A 17236-nucleotide genomic window follows, 5' to 3' on the forward strand; every position below is an offset into this window, starting at 1 on the left:
GTTCGACAAGCGAGCGGCCCCATGTCCAGCACCGGCTCCGCGCCGCTGTTCATCGGGCTCATGTCGGGCACCAGCACCGACGGCGTGGACGCGGTGCTGGCCGAATTCCCTTCCACCCGGTCCCCTCGCCTCCTGGGCGACGCCTCGCTGCCGATGCCCGCGGCCCTGCGCAAAGAATTCCTGGCCCTCAATTCGCCGGGCCGCGATGAACTGGCCCGCGGCGCCCGTGCCGGCAACGAGCTGGCGCAGCTCTATGCGCAAGCCTGCCGTCAGCTCATCGACGAGGCCGGCATCACGCCGGCGGATGTCCGCGCCATCGGCGCCCATGGCCAGACCGTCAGGCATGATCCCGGGGCGGGTTTTTCCATTCAGATCAATGCGCCGGCCCTGCTGGCCGAGCTCACCGGCATCGATGTGGTGGCCGATTTTCGCTCGCGCGACATCGCGGCCGGCGGCCAGGGCGCGCCCCTGGTTCCCGCCTTCCATCAGGCCGTTTTCCAAAGCGACCAGCCCCGCGCCGTATTGAACCTGGGCGGCATCGCCAACATCACCGTCCTCGAGCCGGGGCAGGCCTTGCGCGGTTTCGATACCGGACCCGCCAATGTGCTGCTCGATCTCTGGTGTCACGAGCACACGGGGGCGCTCTTTGATGCCGACGGCCGCTGGGCGGCCTCCGGCCGCACCCACGAAGGCCTGCTTGCGGCCCTTTACGATAGCGAGCCGTGGTTCACGCAGCCGCCGCCCAAGTCGACGGGCCGCGACCTGTTCAACCGGACATGGCTGGAAAAAAGGCTGGAGCCTTTCCAGAACGCGGGGTTGGCCAAAGAAGACGTGCAAGCCACCCTGCAGAGCCTGACGGCCCTCAGCATCCAGAAAGCGGTGGCGCAGCATGCGCCGGCCACGCGCGAAGTGCTGGCGTGCGGCGGCGGCGCGCTCAATGGCGGCCTGATGAACGAGTTGGAAGAGCGCCTGGGGCGTCCCGTACGCCCCACGAGCGAACTGGGCGTGCCGGTGCAAAGCGTGGAAGCGCTGGCCTTTGCCTGGCTGGCTTACGCTCATGTGAAAGGCATTGCCGCGGGCCTGCCAAGCGTAACGGGCGCCCGCGCACCCAGGGTGCTTGGCGCCCGTTATCCCGCCTGAACGGCGGGTGCCGCCGGCGGCATGCCGGCGGATCGATCAAGCAGTGAAGGACGAACCGCAGCCGCAGGTGGAGGTGGCGTTGGGGTTGCGGATGACGAACTGCGCGCCTTCGAGATCGTCTTTGTAGTCGATTTCGGCGCCGAACAGATATTGAAAGCTCATGGGGTCGATCAAGAGCTGGACGCCTTCTTTATCGATGGTGGTGTCGTCTTCGTTGATGGTTTCATCGAAGGTGAAACCGTACTGGAAGCCCGAGCAGCCGCCGCCCTGCACGAAAACGCGCAGCTTGAGGTCGGGGTTGCCTTCTTCGAGCAGCAGGTCTTTGACCTTGGCCGCGGCGGCGTCGGTAAAGACGAGGGCCGGCGGGGGAGCTTGCAGGTCGACGGATTCGGTAAGGGTGGACATTGAGTACTCCTGCAGCCATGGGGCTGCAAAAAAACAGTCTGTTATGACTATATTGTAAGGTCTATTCGCCGGGTGGCAAATTGACGGTGCGCGACACGCGCAGGGTTTTTCCTTCGAGCACGTTGAGGGTGACCGAAGAGGGTTCGAAACCCTCGGGCAGGCTGAGCAGGCCCTCGCTGCGTTGGAACTGCTCGAACTCCAGAGCCAGCGGCGTCTGCTCCAGAGCGGGGCTGCCGGCGTCGGAGACATCGGTGGCCGCGTCTTCGGCAGCCGGCGCCGTGGCCGGTTCAAGGGTAAGTGTCGCGGCCTCGCCGTTCAGCCTTCCCTTGGCGACGAACTGCATCTGGCCCGCGAATGCGTCGGCGCCCGGCGCATTGCGCATCAACAGCACCTTGTATAACAAGGTGGGGCCGCGATGCTCGAAATCAAGCGCCCGTATGCTGACCGAGCCGTTGGGGCCGGGCGGCAGCAAACGATCGAAAAAAGCCAATTGATCGCGCGCCCTGCCCAGTTCGGCCTGGGTGGACTGCAGCGCCGCCTCGAGGCTTCTGCGGGTGCTTTCCTCGACCAGCATCTGTCCCTGCAAAGCGTCGAGCCGGGTTTGCAATGCCTGGTAATCGTGGCGATTCTGGGCAGTGACCAGTTCGAATTGCGACTTGAGCTGGCGATATCTGATCGCGGCCGTCTCTTCGCCGACGGTGCTGGCCGCCCAATACCCTGCGCCGCCGCCGGCCAGTGCCGCCAGCAGCAGCCAGACCCAGATCCAGCCGCTGCGCCGGCGACCTGCCGCAGGGCCCGGCGGGGTGTCTTGCCCGGTTTGTGCTTGATTCATTTACCAACAGACCATGCCCGGGCGCTAAAGTTCTGCCTTGTCCTTAAGGCAGTACGGCAATGGCGCCAAGGCCGGCGTCCTCGGGCAAGCCGAACATCAGGTTCATGTTTTGCACGGCTTGGCCGGACGCCCCCTTGACGAGATTGTCCTGCACCACCAGCACCACCAGCTGGTCGCCGCCGTCCGGACGATGCACCGCAATGCGCAGGGTATTGGCGGCCCTGACCGAACGCGTCTCGGGCAGGCTGCCGGCCGGCATCACGTCGACGAAGGCCTCGTTGGCGTAGCGTTGCTCGTACAGGGCCTGGAAATCGGTGTCCATGGCCTCGGGCAGAATGCGCGCGTACAAGGTCGAGAACATGCCCCGTATCATGGGCACGAGGTGCGGCACGAAGGTAAGCCCGACCCGGCGGCCGGCGATTTTATCGAGCTGCTCGGAAATTTCGGGGTGGTGGCGATGCCCCGCCACCCCATAGGCCTTGAAGTTGTCGCCGGCTTCGGAATACAGGGTGCCGACCGAAGCGGTACGGCCCGCGCCGGACACTCCGGACTTGGAGTCGGCGATGACGTGGCCGACATCGATCAGTTCGCGTTCGCCCTCGAGCAGGGGAAGCAGCCCCAGGATGACGGTAGTGGGATAGCAGCCGGGATTGCCGATGACCTTGGCGCCGGCGATGCGCTCGCGATTGAGCTCCACCAGCCCGTAGACCGAGTCGGCCAGGATCTGGGGGCAGGCATGCGGCATCTTGTACCACTGCTGGAAGACCTCCGTGTCCTGCAGGCGGAAGTCGGCCGCCAGATCGATGATGCGCACTCCTTTGTCGAGCAGGGCTTGCGCCTGGCTCATGGCCACCCCGTGAGGCGTGGCGAAAAAGACCACGTCGCATTGATCGAGCTGGGCGGTCTCGGGCGTCTGGAAGCGCAGGTCGACCTTGCCGCGTAGGCTGGGATACATGTCGGCGACCGGCATGCCGTCCTCTTTGCGCGAGGTGATGGCGCGAAGCTGCACGTTCGGATGCTGGGCCAGCAGGCGCAGAAGCTCCACCCCCGTATAACCCGTGCCGCCCACGATGCCCACTTTGATCAGACTGCCTGCCGCCATGATGTCGCCCCAGAAAATCGAAAACAATTAAACCAGATTATGCAAGATGGAAATGCGCTTGGGGCGACCCTGAAGGTTCGCCCGCCCCATGCGTACGATTCCAAGTATATGCCGCCGCGCCCGCCACGATGCGCATGCCCCGAAACGGCAAAGGCCCCGGCGCGAGCCGGAGCCTTTGTGCCACGATGCAAAAGGCGGCGGGCCGCCCTTGCCTCGCCTTGATTAGCGCTTGCTGAACTGCTTGCGGCGACGCGCCTTGTGGAAACCCACTTTCTTGCGCTCGACTTCGCGCGCATCGCGGGTGACCAGGCCTGCCTGCTTCAGCGAGGGCTTGAGCGTTTCGTCGTAGTCGATGAGCGCACGGGTGATGCCGTGGCGCACCGCGCCGGCCTGGCCGCTTTCGCCGCCGCCGTGCACGTTGATATGAAAATCGAACGACTCGAGGTGGCCGGTGAGTTCGAGCGGCTGACGCACGATCATACGGCCGGTTTCACGAGCGAAGTACTCGTCGACGGGCTTGCCGTTGACGACGATCTTGCCCGAACCTTTCTTCAAGAACACTCGCGCCACCGAAGTTTTGCGGCGGCCGGTGCCATAGTTCCAATTACCGATCATGACCTATCCTTAGATTTCGAGAGGCTTGGGCTGCTGCGCGGCATGGGGATGCTCGGCGCCAGCGTAAACCTTGAGTTTCTTGGCCATGGCGTAACCCAGCGGGCCCTTGGGCAGCATGCCCTTGACCGCCTTTTGCAGGGCGCGACCCGGAAAACGCTGCTGCATTTTCTCGAAGTTGGTCTCGGTGATACCGCCGGGATAGCCCGAGTGACGGTAGTAACGCTTGTCTTGTGCCTTGTTACCGGTCACGACGATATCAGCTGCGTTGATGATGACGATGTAATCGCCGGTGTCAACGTGAGGCGTGAATTCTGGCTTGTGCTTGCCGCGCAAACGGCGTGCGACTTCGCTGGCCACACGACCCAGGACTTTGCCCTTGGCGTCAATCACGTACCAGTCACGCTTGACTTCATGCGGCTTGGCCACGAAGGTCTTCATGATGGTTCCTGATAAATTTAAAAAACGGGATGCAAAAGCGGCCGGACCATCCGGTGCGCTTTTTGTTGCCGGTTTTTGGCGCCGACACACGCAAGCCCTTGTAAATCGACCCTGAACCCAGCCAAAGCGTTGTGATTCGCCCGTGCCAGGCCCTTAAAAAACCCATCAATATGGGCCCCAGGATCAAAGTAAGCCCTCTATATTAACATATCTTCTTGTTTTTCCAAGGATATGTTGCATGCACGCCAAGGGGGACCGGCACCGCTCCGCCCGGACGGTGCATGGGGCGCCCTTATTGCCCGGCGATCGCCATCTGCTCGATCAGGATCGAACCCGTGGTCTTGGAACCGCGCGTAATGGCGTCCGAGCCGACGGCCACGATCTGGCGCAGCATGTCGGCCAGGTTGCCGGCTATGGTGACCTCTTGCACCGCGTGCTGGATTTCACCGTTTTGCACCCAGTAGCCGAAGGCGCCGCGCGAATAATCGCCGGTGACGTAATTGACCCCCTGGCCGATGAGTTCGGTGACCAGAAAGCCCGTGCCCATTTTCTTCAGCATGGCTTCGAGGTCGTCGCCGGATCGCGTCAGCCGCGACGCCAGCCTGAGGTTGTGGGAGCCGCCCGCGTTGCCGGTGGTCTGCATGCCCAGCTTGCGCGCCGTGTACGACGAAAGAAAATAGCCTTGCAGCACGCCCGAGGCCACCACGTTGCGCGCCTGGGTGCGCACGCCTTCGTCGTCGAACGAGGAACTGCCCATGGCTTCGGGCACATAGGGATTCTCGATCACCGCGAGGTGGTCGGCCATGACCTGCTTGCCCAGCGAGTCGAGCAGGAAGCTGGCCTTGCGGTAAAGCGCCCCGCCGCTGGCCGCCTGCACCAGCGAGCCCAGCAGGCCAACGGCCAGCGGAGCCTCGAACAGCACCGGAAACCGGCCGGTCTTGATACGGCGCGCCGACAGCCTGGACAGGGTGCGCTGCGCGGCATAGCGCCCGACTTCCTGCGGCTCGGCCAGGCGGCGCGGATCGCGATGCGAGCTGTACCAGTAATCGCGCTGCATATTGGCCCCCCGGCCGGCGATGGGCGCCACCGACACCGTATGCCGGGAGTAGGGATAGCCTCCCAGGAAGCCGCGGCTGTTGCCCAGCACGAAGTGGCCTTCGAAGGTGCCCACCGATGCTCCGTCGGTATTGCTTATCAGGGGACTGAGATCGCGCGCCGCGCGCTCGGCCCGCAGGGCGATGGCCGCGGCGGCCTCGGTGTCGATGTCCCAGGGATGATGCAGCTGCAGGTCGATGAAGTCGGACGCCAGATATTCGGCCTCGGGCAGTCCCGCGGCCGGGTCGGCGGCGGTATAGCGGGCGATATGCCAGGCCGCGTCCACGGTCTCGCGCAGGGCCTGGTCGGAAAAGTCGGAGGTGGACGCCGACCCGCGCTGCTGTCCGGCGAACACGGTCACGTCCAGCGAACGGTCGCGTGTCTGCTCGACGGTTTCTATGTCCTGGTTGCGCACCGAAACAGAAAGGCCGCGGCTTTCGGACAGTTCGGCGGCGGCGTCCGACGCACCCAGGCTTTTGGCGTAGTCAAGCGCTTTTTGCACCAGCTCGCGAAAGACCTGCTGATTGTGTTCGATGGGTAGATGGGGGGAAGGTTGGTCGCTCATTGCTGCTCATGAAAATGTTACCCAGTTATCATATCGCTAATCACGAATATTTTTGTCCTCATGGCATCAGAATCCACCCCGCACGACGACGATACCTTTCCGGATCGTCCCAGCAAGTCGCAGGTCAAGCGCGACATGCATGCGCTGCTCGACCTGGGCAGGCAGCTTGTCGACCTGCCCGCCGACAAGCTGAAGCAGCTTCCGCTGTCCGAAGCGCTGTACGAAGCCATACGCCTGGCTCAGCGCACCACCAGCCGCGAAGGCCTGCGGCGCCAGGTGCATTACGTCGGCAAGCTCATGCGCCAGGCCGACGCCGAAGCCATCCGCGTCCAGCTTGCGATCTGGCAAAACGGCTCGCGCGCCGAAACGGCCGCCCTGCATCGCATCGAGTCCCTGCGCGACGAGCTGCTGCGCGACGACGACGCTTTGACTGAACTGCTGCGCGAGCACCCCGCGGCCGATGCCCAGCAACTGCGCACCCTGATCCGCGAAGGCCGCAAAGAAGCCCAGCGCAATGCGGTCCTTCAACCCGGCCAGGATCCCCAGCGCAAGCACTACCGCGCCCTGTTCCAGGCCTTGAAATCACTCGGCGACGAACCAAGCACACAATGAAACCCGAACTGCTCGACGCTCTTGAAATAGAGACCGCCCCCCAGCCCACCCACGCCGTCATCTGGCTGCACGGCCTGGGCGCCGACGGCCACGACTTCGCGCCTATCGTCCCCGAATTGCGGCTGGGCCGGGCGCCGGCCGTCCGCTTTGTGTTTCCGCATGCGCCGGTTCAGCCGGTGACCATCAATGGCGGCATGGCCATGCGGGCGTGGTACGACATCCGCAACGCCGACTTGGCCCAGCGCGAAGACGCCCAAGGCATTCTGCAATCGCAGAAAGCGGTGCGGGCCCTGATCCAACGCGAGAACGAGCGCGGCATTCCCACGGGCAACATCGTGCTGGCGGGCTTCTCGCAGGGCTGCGCCATGACACTGCAAACAGGCCTGCGCCTGCCCGAAAAGCTGGCGGGGCTCGTCGCCCTGTCGGGCTACCTGCCGCTGGCCGAATCGCTGCGGGCCGAATTCAGCCCCGCCAACCGGGACACGCCCATCTTCATGGCTCACGGCACCCAGGACCCCGTCGTGCCTCTGCAGCGCGCGCAGATGTCTTGCCGGCTGCTGCAGGAAATGGGCTACCAGGTCGACTGGAAGACCTATCCCATGCCGCACTCGGTCTGCCTGGAAGAAATCAACGACATCGCGGCCTTCCTGAAGCAAGTCATGAACGGCTGAGTCTTCCGCCCTATGCGTCGGCTGTCCGCGGGCCCAGATTCAGCCACACGCGCCGGGTGCCCGGATCGTCCGGGATGCTGTCGTTGCGGAATCCCAGGCTCTGCATGAGCCGCAGCATGGCGCGGTTGGACGACAGCACATAGCCGTCTATATAAGAAAACCCCTGTATCTGGGCCGCTTCGATGAGGCCCTGCATCAGCACCGTGCCCAGGCGGCGGCGCTGCCATTCGTCGCCCACGACCAGGGCGTACTCGGCGCCGCGCCCGTCGGGATGGCGCAAGTAGTGCGCAAAACCGATGATCTGCTCGCGGGGATGCCCCCTGTGTTCGGGATTGGGCACCTGCACCGCCGCCACCAGGGCCAGTTCGCGGTCGTAATCGATGCGCGTGTAGCGCGCCAGCATGCGCGGCGTCAGTTCGCGCAGCATCGACACGAAACGCATGTAGCGCGCCTCGGTCGACAGGCCGCGTATGAATGCCTGCAGCGGCTCGGCGTCTTCCGGCCGGATGGGCCGCATCGTCCAGGCGCGCCCGTCATCGAAGCGCTTGTGCTGCACCAGCCGCCGCGGATAGGGATGGATGGTCATGTGGCGATAGCCGGACGATTCGGGCAGCACCAGCACTGTCGACGAGGACAGGCTCACTTGCGCGCCATGAGCCGTCACGTGGCCGGCGCCGGCGACCAGCGGGTCGAGGATCAGGCTGTCGATCTCGGGCAGTTCGCTGACCAAGTCTGAAATGCGCTCGAGGGTTTCGCGCAGAGTATCGAAGGCCGCGGGCGTCATGTCGCGCGACAGGACACGGTTCCAGACCAGGCTGCGCTCGATGAGCTGGCGCGCCAGGAAACTGTTGAGCGGCGGCAGCTCGACCGCCCTGTCGTTGGTCGACAAGGCCCCCGTGCCTCCGGTTCCGAACTTGATATAGGGCCCGAAACGCGGATCGCGGCGGGCGCGGATGGCCATCAAGGGCTCCTCGGCGGTCCAGGTGTCGACGCCGGCGCCACCTTGCGACCGATGCAGGGGAAGATGGAAGCAATCGAACAACTCCCAGCATTCCGCCGGCGTCAGTTCGCTGCGGCGCTCGGCGCGCACCCGTGCAACCAGCGCGCGCGCCTGCTCCAGCAGGGGTTGGCGGCGCAAGGGCTCGGGCGGCAGGGTCTGCTGCGACAGCAGTTGGTTGTAGTGATACGAAGCCAATACACCGAACGCATTGGCGGCCGACTCGGGCGTGCGGAACGCGGGCGTGCCGACTTCGTCGAGCAGGTGGCGTAGCGGTCGAACGGTTTCCTCGCCCATGAAGCAGGTGATGACGGGCTTGCGCGCCGCCGGCGCGCTGAGCGCAAGCTGGTGCGCGACCCGCGTCATGTCGGCCAGCGGATCGGGCGCCAGCAGCACCAGCACACCGTCCACCGCGGCATCGGCGGCCAGTATCTCGACCACCGATCGCACGGTGTCGGGCGTGAGCGGCACAGACGTGGCAACGGGGTTGTCCACCTGCGCGCCCGGTTCGAGCACATCCTGCAGCGCCTTGATCGTGGGCTTGGTCAACTCGGCGCGCAGCACGGGAAAGCTGGGGCCGATGACCGTCATGGCCAATTGGGCCGCGCCATCGCCATTGGAAAAGACGGCGATGCGGCGGCCGCGCGGCCAATAGGTATAGCGCAGCACCTTGATGGCCGAGAACAGCTGCACGAAATAAGGCACGCGCACGGCGCCCGCCCGGCGCAGCATGGCGTTGAAGACCGCCTCGCCGGCCTCGGACGCCCGGCCGAGCTGGCCCGCCTTGAGCACCACGACGGGTTTGACGCTGGCCGCCGAGCGCAGGGCGCTCGCCAGGCTTCGCGCCGTGAACGTATCCTCGAGATACAGCGCGATGCTTTCGGTGCCGCGGTCGTTGGCCAGGTAGTCGAGCACCTGGGCGACCTCCAGGCCGGCCTCGTCGCCCAGCGAGACGACGGTGGAGAAGCCCAGCCGAACGTCGGTGGCCCAGTCGAGCACCGCGGCCACCAGCGAGCGCGACTGTGTCACCAGCGCGACCTTGCCGGGCTGGGCCAACTGTGCAATATGGCTGAAATTGAGTCCGCTGGCCGGATTCTGCACGCCGAAGGAGCGCGGGCCCAGCAGAGCGCAATCATTCAGCCGGGCCCAGCTGCGGCAATAGACCATGTCCTCCAAGGCATTGTCGGGAGCCGTTTCGGTGGACAGCAGAATCAGCGCGCGGGGCCGGTGCGGGCCAATGGCCTCAAGGGCCTGGGGAAGCTGCCGGGAAGGCACGCACAACAGGGCCAGGTCGACCCGTCCGCCCGGCTCGACGCCGGCCAGCTCCCGTGGCACGGAGCAGTCCGAACCGGTCGCGGCGCCTTCGGCCGGCAGCTCCACGAAAGTGGCCGCCTTGGCCAGCGCGGGCGGCAGGCTCCGGGCCACCGGCAAGGGCCGATAGCTGAGCACGAGCAGGGAGCGCGGCTCGAATAGCGCGGCAAGATGGTGTCGCAACATAAGGCCCCGTTTTTCGGCAATGAATCTTCAGTACTCTAAAATACGCCAAGCCATGCGGTCCGGCGGCGCCCATGCCGGCCAACCGCAGCGCATTCAACACGAAAGCCTAAAGCACAATCTATGTCATCGTCCATACCCCCCGTCGTACGCACCCGCTTCGCCCCCTCGCCCACCGGCTATCTGCACCTCGGAGGTGCGCGAACCGCCTTGTTCTCCTGGGCCTATGCGCGCCATCACCAGGGCGTTTTCGTGCTGCGCATCGAAGACACCGATCTCGAGCGCTCCACCCCCGAGGCGGTGCAGGCCATCCTGGACGGCATGCAATGGCTTGGCATGCAGCCCGACGAAGGGCCCTTCTATCAGATGCAGCGCATGGACCGCTACCGCGAAGTCATCGCCCAGATGCTGCGCGAGGGATCGGCCTACCTGTGCTACAGCACGCCCGCAGAAGTCGAGGCCATGCGCGAGAAGGCCCGCGCCGCGGGCCTGAAGCCCCGCTATGACGGCACCTGGCGGCCCGAAGCCGGCAAGACCCTGCCGCCCGTGCCGGCCGATCGCAAGCCGGTGGTGCGTTTTCGCAGCCCGCTGGAGGGCAGCACGAGCTGGGACGACGTCGTCAAGGGGCCGATCAGCTTCGACAATGCCGAGCTCGACGACCTGGTCATCGCCCGCGCCGACGGCACGCCCACCTACAACTTCTGCGTCGTCGTCGACGACTGGGACATGCGGATCACCCACGTGCTGCGCGGGGACGATCACATCAACAATACGCCGCGCCAGATCAATATCCTGCGCGCCCTGGGCGCCGAGCCCCCGCGTTACGGCCACCTGCCCATGATTCTGGGCCCCGATGGCGAAAAGCTCTCCAAGCGCCATGGCGCCGTCAGCGTCATGGAGTACGACAAGCAAGGCTATCTGCCCGAAGCCATGATCAACTACCTGGCCCGCCTGGGCTGGAGCCATGGCGACGACGAGCTCTTCAGCCGCGAACAGCTGATCGAATGGTTCGACACGCGCAACCTCAGCAAATCGGCGGCCCAGTGGGACCCGAAAAAACTCAACTGGGTCAATGCCCACTATATTAAGCACAGCAAGGACGAAGACCTGGCCGCCCGCGTGGCGCCCCGCGTCGCCGAGCTGGGCGGCGATCCGCAAGGCGCCGACCTGCCGGCCGTCATGGCCCTGCTCAAGGACCGCGCCGAAACCTTGAATCAGCTGGCGGAAGGCGCCATGCTGTTCTGCGCGCCGCCGGTCCAGATCGACGCCGAACTGGCGGCCCAGCACCTTACGCCCGAGACCAGGGAAATTCTGCGCGACTTCGCCGAGCACGCCCGCGCACTGCCCGCCTGGGACGCCGCCAGCCTGGCCGGGCTGATCCAGGAAACCCTGGCCCGCCACGGCATCAAGATGCCCAAGCTGGGCATTCCGCTGCGCCTGGCGACCACGGGCCGCAAGCAGACGCCGGCCATCGACGCGGTGCTGGCCCTGCTGGGCCGCGATACGGTCCTGCAGCGCCTGGCGGCCATACACGGCTAGGGCCTGTGACGCTAAAGGACAGACCCTAGAACATCGGCATACGATAATCGTCGGGCATGCGCTTGAGGCTCAAGGGGCCTTCGGGGCCGTTCAGCACCAGTTGCCCGGCGCGCATCTGCACCTCGTACTCGTTGGTGTAGATGGGGTCGCCCTGCTCTACCGCCACCGCATTCGAATGCGTGGTGCGCATGACCAGGGTTTCTCCGTCGCGCTGCCAGCAGCCGGTTTCGTTCAAGGCCTGGGGCGATTTGCCGGCGCGCTTGAGCTGCTCGGCGTAGGCCATGCTGCCGTCCTGCTTCAAAGTCATGAGTACGTGCAGTTCTCCGGCAATGCCCTTGCGCTTGTTGACGCCCAGCCAATTGCCCACCCAGGCGTCGCCCGGAGCGGCCTGGCGGCAGCTCGTCTGGTCCTGCGCCGCCTGGCCCGGAGCCGGCTGCGGGCCAGGCTTGACGGCGCAACCCGCTGCCAGCACCGCGGCCGCCGTCAAGGCGGTCCATGTCCGCAAGCCGGCTTTTCCTGCCTGCTTCCCCTCTGCGTCACTCATGTGATCTCCTGCGTGATGTCCGCCGCATCATTGCGGCCATGCCCTCGGCCATCGAGGCGTGTCGTCGGGCATAACCACAAGCCCGATGCGGCTACGGCCAGCAACGCGCGGGCCCGGTCCTACAATGGCATCCAAGACACCATTCTATAAAAAGGGAATCGCGCCGTGGACTACTTCACCCTGCTCGTGTTGCATCTGTTTGCCGCCATTCTCTTCGTGGGCACGGTCTTCTTCGAGGTGCTGATGCTCGAGGGCATACGCCGGCACGTGCCGCGCGAGGCCATGCGGGCGGTCGAATCGGCCATCGGGCAGCGCGCCCGCCGGCTCATGCCGTTTGCCATACTCGTGCTGTACGGCGCCGGCCTGGGCATGGCCTGGCGCTACCACGCCGTGCTGGCCCGGCCTTTCGACAGCACCCTGGGCACGCTGCTGAGCCTGAAAATACTGTTGGCGCTCAGTGTGCTCGGCCACTTCATCTACGCCGTGAGACTGGGCGCGCAGGGGCGGCTCAAATCCCGGCAGTCCCGCCTGATCCATCTGAGCGTATTTACGCATGTGGTGCTCATCGTATTTCTGGCCAAGGCCATGTTCTATCTCGGCTGAGCCCTCCGCTTGTCCCGCACCGCGGACCGAAGCCGTCGAATACGAAGAGACACAAAAAATTTTTTATCTTCCCATGCTGCAACGCAAGAAGACCGCAAGGCAAAGACTGGCGCGCCTCGGCGGGAAATCGGCCCTCTCGCGCCGCCCCGCCATGCATATTCGTAGAAAAAATCAAGCCCCAAATGCGCTTGCCTAGGTCCTGCACACTCACTACAATTAGTGCCTGAAACAAACCCAACCACTATATATTGTGGTTGGCCCCACAAGAGCGGCCCTTCTCCCACAGCCGCCGGTAACCCCCTAGATTCCACCCAGAACGCACGCACCGCCGCCCGCCGGCGGGCCATTGACTATCCCAGGAGCCTTCATGCAAACGCCCACCATCGCTGAGTCCCGGCCAGAAAGCCTTCCTCCGTCCACACCCGCGCCGAAAGAGCAGGTGTCGGCCGGAGGCCAATGGCACAATTTCAACATCATCCGCCGCAACGGCGCCGTGGTCGGCTTCGAACCCAGCAAGATCGCTATCGCCATGACCAAAGCCTTCCTGGCGGTCAACGGCGGCCAGGGCGCGGCATCGGCGCGGGTGCGCGAACTCGTCGACCAGCTCACCTCGCAAGCGGTCAATGCGCTGGTGCGCAATCGGCCCAGCGGCGGCACTTTCCACATCGAAGAAATCCAGGACCAGGTCGAACTGGCGCTCATGCGCTCGGGCGAGCATGACGTCGCGCGCGCCTATGTGCTGTACCGTGAAAAGCGCTCGCAAGAGCGCGCCCGCGCCGGCCAGCAAGAGGCTCCCGTCGAAAAAAGCACGCTCAACGTCAACGACAACGGCACGATGCGGCCGCTCGATCTGGCCAAGCTGCGCACCACCGTCGTCGAAGCCAGCCAAGGGCTGCCCATCGAGATCGACGTCGACGGCATCCTGAAGGAAACCGTCAAGAACCTCTACGACGGCATCCCCGTCGACGAAGTCTACAAATCGGCCATTCTGTCGGCGCGCGCCATGGTCGAGACCGACCCCGCCTACAGCCAGGTCACGGCCGGCCTGCTGCTGCACACCATCCGCAAAGAAGTGCTCGGCCGGGAAGTCGCCCAGTCCGCCATGGACGAAGGCTACGCCGAATACTTCCCCCGCTTCATCAAGAAAGGCATCGAAAACGGCCTGCTCGACAACAAGCTCAGCCAGTTCGACCTGCCGCGCCTGGGCCGCGCCCTAAAGGCTCAGCGCGACCTGCAGTTCAACTACCTCGGCCTGCAGACGCTGTACGACCGCTACTTCCTGCACGTACGCGGCCGCCGCATCGAACTGCCCCAGGTGTTCTTCATGCGCGTCGCTATGGGCCTGGCGCTCAACGAAATCGACCGCGAAGCCCGCGCCATCGAGTTCTACGAGATCCTGTCCTCGTTCGACTTCATGAGCTCCACCCCCACGCTGTTCAACTCGGGCACCCTGCACTCGCAGCTGTCGTCGTGCTATCTCACCACCGTGTCCGACGACCTCGAAGGCATCTACGACGCCATCAAAGAGAACGCGCTGCTGGCCAAATACGCCGGCGGCCTGGGCAACGACTGGACTCCCGTGCGCGCGCTGCGCAGCCACATCAAGGGCACCAACGGCGAAAGCCAGGGCGTGGTTCCCTTCCTCAAGGTGGTCAACGATACCGCCGTGGCGGTCAACCAGGGCGGCAAGCGCAAGGGCGCGGTCTGCGCCTATCTCGAAACCTGGCACCTGGACATCGAAGAGTTCCTCGAGCTGCGCAAGAACACCGGCGACGAACGCCGCCGCACGCACGACATGAACACGGCCAACTGGATCCCCGACCTGTTCATGAAGCGCGTCATGGAGAACGGCGACTGGACCCTGTTCTCGCCCTCCGACGTGCCCGACCTGCACGACAAGTACGGCATCGAATTCGAAAAGGCCTACACGGCGTACGAAGCCAAGACGGTCAGCGGCGAGCTGCCCCTGTTCAAGACCATCCCGGCCATATCGCTGTGGCGCAAGATGCTATCCATGCTGTTCGAGACCGGCCATCCCTGGCTCACCTTCAAGGATCCTTGCAACATCCGCTCGCCGCAGCAGCACGTGGGCGTCGTCCACAGCTCCAACCTGTGCACCGAGATCACGCTCAACACCAACGAGTCCGAAATCGCCGTGTGCAACCTGGGTTCGGTCAACCTGGCCGCCCATCTCAAGCAGGATGCCGACGGCCGGTACGTGCTCGATCACGACAAGCTCCAGCGCACCATCGACACCGCCATGCGCATGCTGGACAACGTCATCGACATCAACTACTACGCCGTTTCCAAGGCGCGCAACTCCAACGTGCGCCATCGCCCCGTCGGCATGGGCGTCATGGGCTTCCAGGACTGCCTGCACATGATGCGCGTTCCCTTCGCTTCTGACGCGGCGATCGAATTCTCCGACCGTTCGATGGAAGCCGTGTGCTACTACGCCTACTGGGCCTCCAGCAAGCTGGCCATCGAGCGCGGCTCCTACGCCTCGTTCAAGGGCTCGCTGTGGGATCGCGGCATCCTGCCCCAGGACACCCTGGCCATGCTGCGCGAGCAGCGCGGCGGCTACGTCGAGATCGACGACAGCAGCTCGCTCGATTGGGACACCCTGCGCGGCCACATCCAGCAGCACGGCATGCGCAACTCGAACTGCATCGCCATCGCTCCGACGGCCACCATCTCGAACATCATCGGCGTCTCGCCGTGCATCGAGCCCACCTACCGTAACCTGTACGTCAAGTCCAACCTGTCGGGCGAGTTCACGGTGGTCAACGACTATCTGGTGCGCGACCTCAAAGAGCGCGGCCTGTGGGACGAAGTCATGGTCGCCGACCTCAAGTACTTCGACGGCAGCCTGGCGCGCATCGACCGCATCCCGGCCGACCTGCGCGAGCTCTACGCCACGGCGTTCGAAGTCGATCCCCAGTGGGTGGTCGAGTGCGCGGCGCGCCGCCAGAAATGGATCGACCAGGCCCAGTCGCTCAATATCTTCATGGCGGGCGTGTCGGGCAAGAAGCTGGACGACACGTACAAGCTGGCCTGGCTGCGCGGCCTGAAGACCACCTACTACCTGCGCTCCAGCGGCGCCACCAATGCCGAGAAATCCACCGGGCGCGGCGGCGAACTCAATGCCGTTTCGACGGGCAGCTCGCCCAGCGCAGCCGCCGCGGCTCCCGCTGCCGCGCTGCCCGAAGCCGAGGTCGTCGGTGCGGTATGCACCATGCGCCCCGGCGACGAAGGCTTCGAAGAATGCGAAGCCTGCCAGTAACAGCAAGAGGTCACACACTATGTTGAATTGGGACGACACCCCTCAAACTCCGGCGGCGCCCGCGGCGCGGCCGGCCACCGCCACCCCGCAGCCTTCGCGCGTGTTCGACGACACCGCCATGCCGGCTCCCGCCGCGCCCCAGGCCGCCACGGCGCAAGCCGCCGGCGGCGCCGGCCAGCGCGTGCGCGCCGCCGACAAGCGCATCATCAACGGCGAGACCGACGTCAACCAGCTCGTGCCGTTCAAGTACAAATGGGCTTGGGAAAAATACCTCGCCACCTGCGCCAACCACTGGATGCCGCAAGAAATCAACATGTCGCGCGACATCGCCCTCTGGAAGAACCCCACCGGGCTCACCGAAGACGAACGGCGCATCGTCAAGCGCAACCTGGGCTTCTTCGTGACGGCCGACTCGCTGGCGGCCAACAACATCGTCCTGGGCACCTACCGGCACATCACCGCTCCCGAGTGCCGCCAGTTCCTGTTGCGCCAAGCGTTCGAAGAGGCCATCCACACCCATGCCTACCAGTACATCGTCGAAAGCCTCGACCTCGACGAGTCGGAGATCTTCAACGCTTATCACGAGGTCCCGTCGATCAGGGCCAAGGATGAATTCCTGATCCCCTTCATCGACGCCATCGCCGACCCCAACTTCAAGACCGGCACACCCGAAGCCGACCAGAAGCTGCTCAAATCGCTCATCGTTTTTGCATGCCTGATGGAAGGTTTGTTCTTTTATGTTGGTTTTACGCAAATACTTGCGTTGGGCCGCCAGAACAAAATGACGGGCGCCGCCGAGCAGTACATGTACATCCTGCGCGACGAATCCATGCACTGCAATTTCGGCATCGATCTCATCAACACGATCAAGCTCGAGAACCCGCATCTCTGGACTCCCGCCTTCCGCGAAGAAATCCAAGAACTCTTCAAAAAGGCCGTAGACCTTGAATATGCTTACGCTGAGGACACCATGCCGCGCGGCGTGCTGGGTCTGAACGCGTCGATGTTCAAATCGTATTTGCGCTTCATCGCCAATCGCCGCTGCCAGCAAATCGGCCTCGAACCTTTGTTTGCACAAGAAGAAAATCCCTTCCCATGGATGGCCGAGATGATCGATCTTAAAAAAGAACGCAACTTTTTTGAGACACGTGTCATCGAATATCAAACCGGAGGCGCACTTAGCTGGGAATAATGCTTGGAGACATCAACTCCTTACGTTAGACTCTAGGCGTGCAAGATGCTTATGCATCTTGTGCGCTTGCGCCATTTGAGATGGGTCGCACCCTTTCGTGGGGGCCATA

At 64.3% G+C, this 17236-nt stretch carries 15 protein-coding genes; 7 read left to right on the forward strand and 8 right to left on the reverse strand.

Annotation, left to right across the window (positions count from 1 at the left end):
- Positions 1-21: 21 nt before the first annotated feature.
- The gene (locus tag CSC67_RS12550) at positions 22-1140 is read left to right on the forward strand and encodes an anhydro-N-acetylmuramic acid kinase (RefSeq protein ID WP_118994871.1); all 1119 of its coding nucleotides are present in this window, start codon (positions 22-24) and stop codon (positions 1138-1140) included.
- Between the two features lie 36 nt (positions 1141-1176).
- On the opposite strand, the gene erpA is transcribed toward CSC67_RS12550, so the two are convergent.
- From erpA to pmbA, 6 genes are all read right to left on the reverse strand, one after another.
- Positions 1177-1545, reverse strand: a complete 369-nt coding sequence (erpA, locus tag CSC67_RS12555) for an iron-sulfur cluster insertion protein ErpA (protein WP_017525747.1) — start codon at positions 1543-1545, stop codon at positions 1177-1179.
- Positions 1546-1606: 61 nt separating this feature from the next.
- Positions 1607-2377 carry a DUF6776 family protein gene (locus CSC67_RS12560; RefSeq protein WP_118994872.1) on the reverse strand — a complete coding sequence of 257 codons (771 nt, stop codon included), beginning with the start codon at positions 2375-2377 and terminating at the stop codon, positions 1607-1609.
- Between the two features lie 43 nt (positions 2378-2420).
- Positions 2421-3479 (reverse strand): N-acetyl-gamma-glutamyl-phosphate reductase, encoded by a 1059-nt coding sequence (argC, locus tag CSC67_RS12565; protein ID WP_118995054.1) that lies wholly within the window; start codon positions 3477-3479, stop codon positions 2421-2423.
- A gap of 222 nt (positions 3480-3701) precedes the next feature.
- Positions 3702-4094 carry a 30S ribosomal protein S9 gene (rpsI, locus tag CSC67_RS12570; RefSeq protein ID WP_017525744.1) on the reverse strand — a complete coding sequence of 131 codons (393 nt, stop codon included), beginning with the start codon at positions 4092-4094 and terminating at the stop codon, positions 3702-3704.
- A gap of 9 nt (positions 4095-4103) precedes the next feature.
- Entirely contained in the window at positions 4104-4532 is a 429-nt protein-coding gene (rplM, locus tag CSC67_RS12575; RefSeq protein ID WP_017525743.1) for a 50S ribosomal protein L13, read from the reverse strand.
- 292 nt (positions 4533-4824) lie between these two features.
- A complete protein-coding gene (gene pmbA, locus CSC67_RS12580) occupies positions 4825-6192 on the reverse strand; it encodes a metalloprotease PmbA (protein WP_118994873.1) in 1368 nt (455 codons plus the stop codon).
- Between the two features lie 60 nt (positions 6193-6252).
- Between pmbA and yjgA the strand changes: the two genes are divergently transcribed.
- Together yjgA and CSC67_RS12590 are read left to right on the forward strand one after the other, a co-directional pair.
- On the forward strand, positions 6253-6804 hold the full coding sequence (gene yjgA / locus CSC67_RS12585; RefSeq protein WP_118994874.1) for a ribosome biogenesis factor YjgA: 552 nt from the start codon (positions 6253-6255) through the stop codon (positions 6802-6804).
- On the forward strand, positions 6801-7475 hold the full coding sequence (locus CSC67_RS12590) for an alpha/beta hydrolase (RefSeq protein ID WP_118994875.1): 675 nt from the start codon (positions 6801-6803) through the stop codon (positions 7473-7475). The genes yjgA and CSC67_RS12590 overlap by 4 nt, the downstream gene beginning before the upstream one ends.
- Positions 7476-7485: 10 nt before the next feature.
- Here CSC67_RS12590 and CSC67_RS12595 read toward each other — a convergent pair whose 3' ends face one another.
- Entirely contained in the window at positions 7486-9969 is a 2484-nt protein-coding gene (locus CSC67_RS12595; RefSeq protein ID WP_118994876.1) for a bifunctional acetate--CoA ligase family protein/GNAT family N-acetyltransferase, read from the reverse strand.
- 120 nt (positions 9970-10089) lie between these two features.
- On the opposite strand from CSC67_RS12595, the gene gltX reads away from it, so the two are divergent.
- Positions 10090-11505 (forward strand): glutamate--tRNA ligase, encoded by a 1416-nt coding sequence (gene gltX, locus CSC67_RS12600; RefSeq protein ID WP_118994877.1) that lies wholly within the window; start codon positions 10090-10092, stop codon positions 11503-11505.
- A gap of 25 nt (positions 11506-11530) precedes the next feature.
- Here the strand turns inward: gltX and CSC67_RS12605 are convergent, their stop codons facing one another.
- Positions 11531-12049, reverse strand: coding sequence for a hypothetical protein (locus CSC67_RS12605; protein WP_135227467.1), 519 nt, complete (start codon positions 12047-12049; stop codon positions 11531-11533).
- 165 nt (positions 12050-12214) lie between these two features.
- On the opposite strand from CSC67_RS12605, the gene CSC67_RS12610 reads away from it, so the two are divergent.
- From CSC67_RS12610 to CSC67_RS12620, 3 genes are all read left to right on the forward strand, one after another.
- Positions 12215-12652 carry a CopD family copper resistance protein gene (locus tag CSC67_RS12610; protein ID WP_118994879.1) on the forward strand — a complete coding sequence of 146 codons (438 nt, stop codon included), beginning with the start codon at positions 12215-12217 and terminating at the stop codon, positions 12650-12652.
- A 367-nt stretch (positions 12653-13019) separates the two neighbouring features.
- Positions 13020-15935, forward strand: a complete 2916-nt coding sequence (locus CSC67_RS12615) for a ribonucleoside-diphosphate reductase subunit alpha (protein WP_118994880.1) — start codon at positions 13020-13022, stop codon at positions 15933-15935.
- A gap of 19 nt (positions 15936-15954) precedes the next feature.
- Positions 15955-17127 (forward strand): ribonucleotide-diphosphate reductase subunit beta, encoded by a 1173-nt coding sequence (locus tag CSC67_RS12620; RefSeq protein WP_118994881.1) that lies wholly within the window; start codon positions 15955-15957, stop codon positions 17125-17127.
- The last annotated feature ends 109 nt before the right edge of the window (positions 17128-17236 follow it).

The organism is Pusillimonas caeni, assembly GCF_003545815.1.
Taxonomy (GTDB): domain Bacteria; phylum Pseudomonadota; class Gammaproteobacteria; order Burkholderiales; family Burkholderiaceae_B; genus Pusillimonas; species Pusillimonas caeni.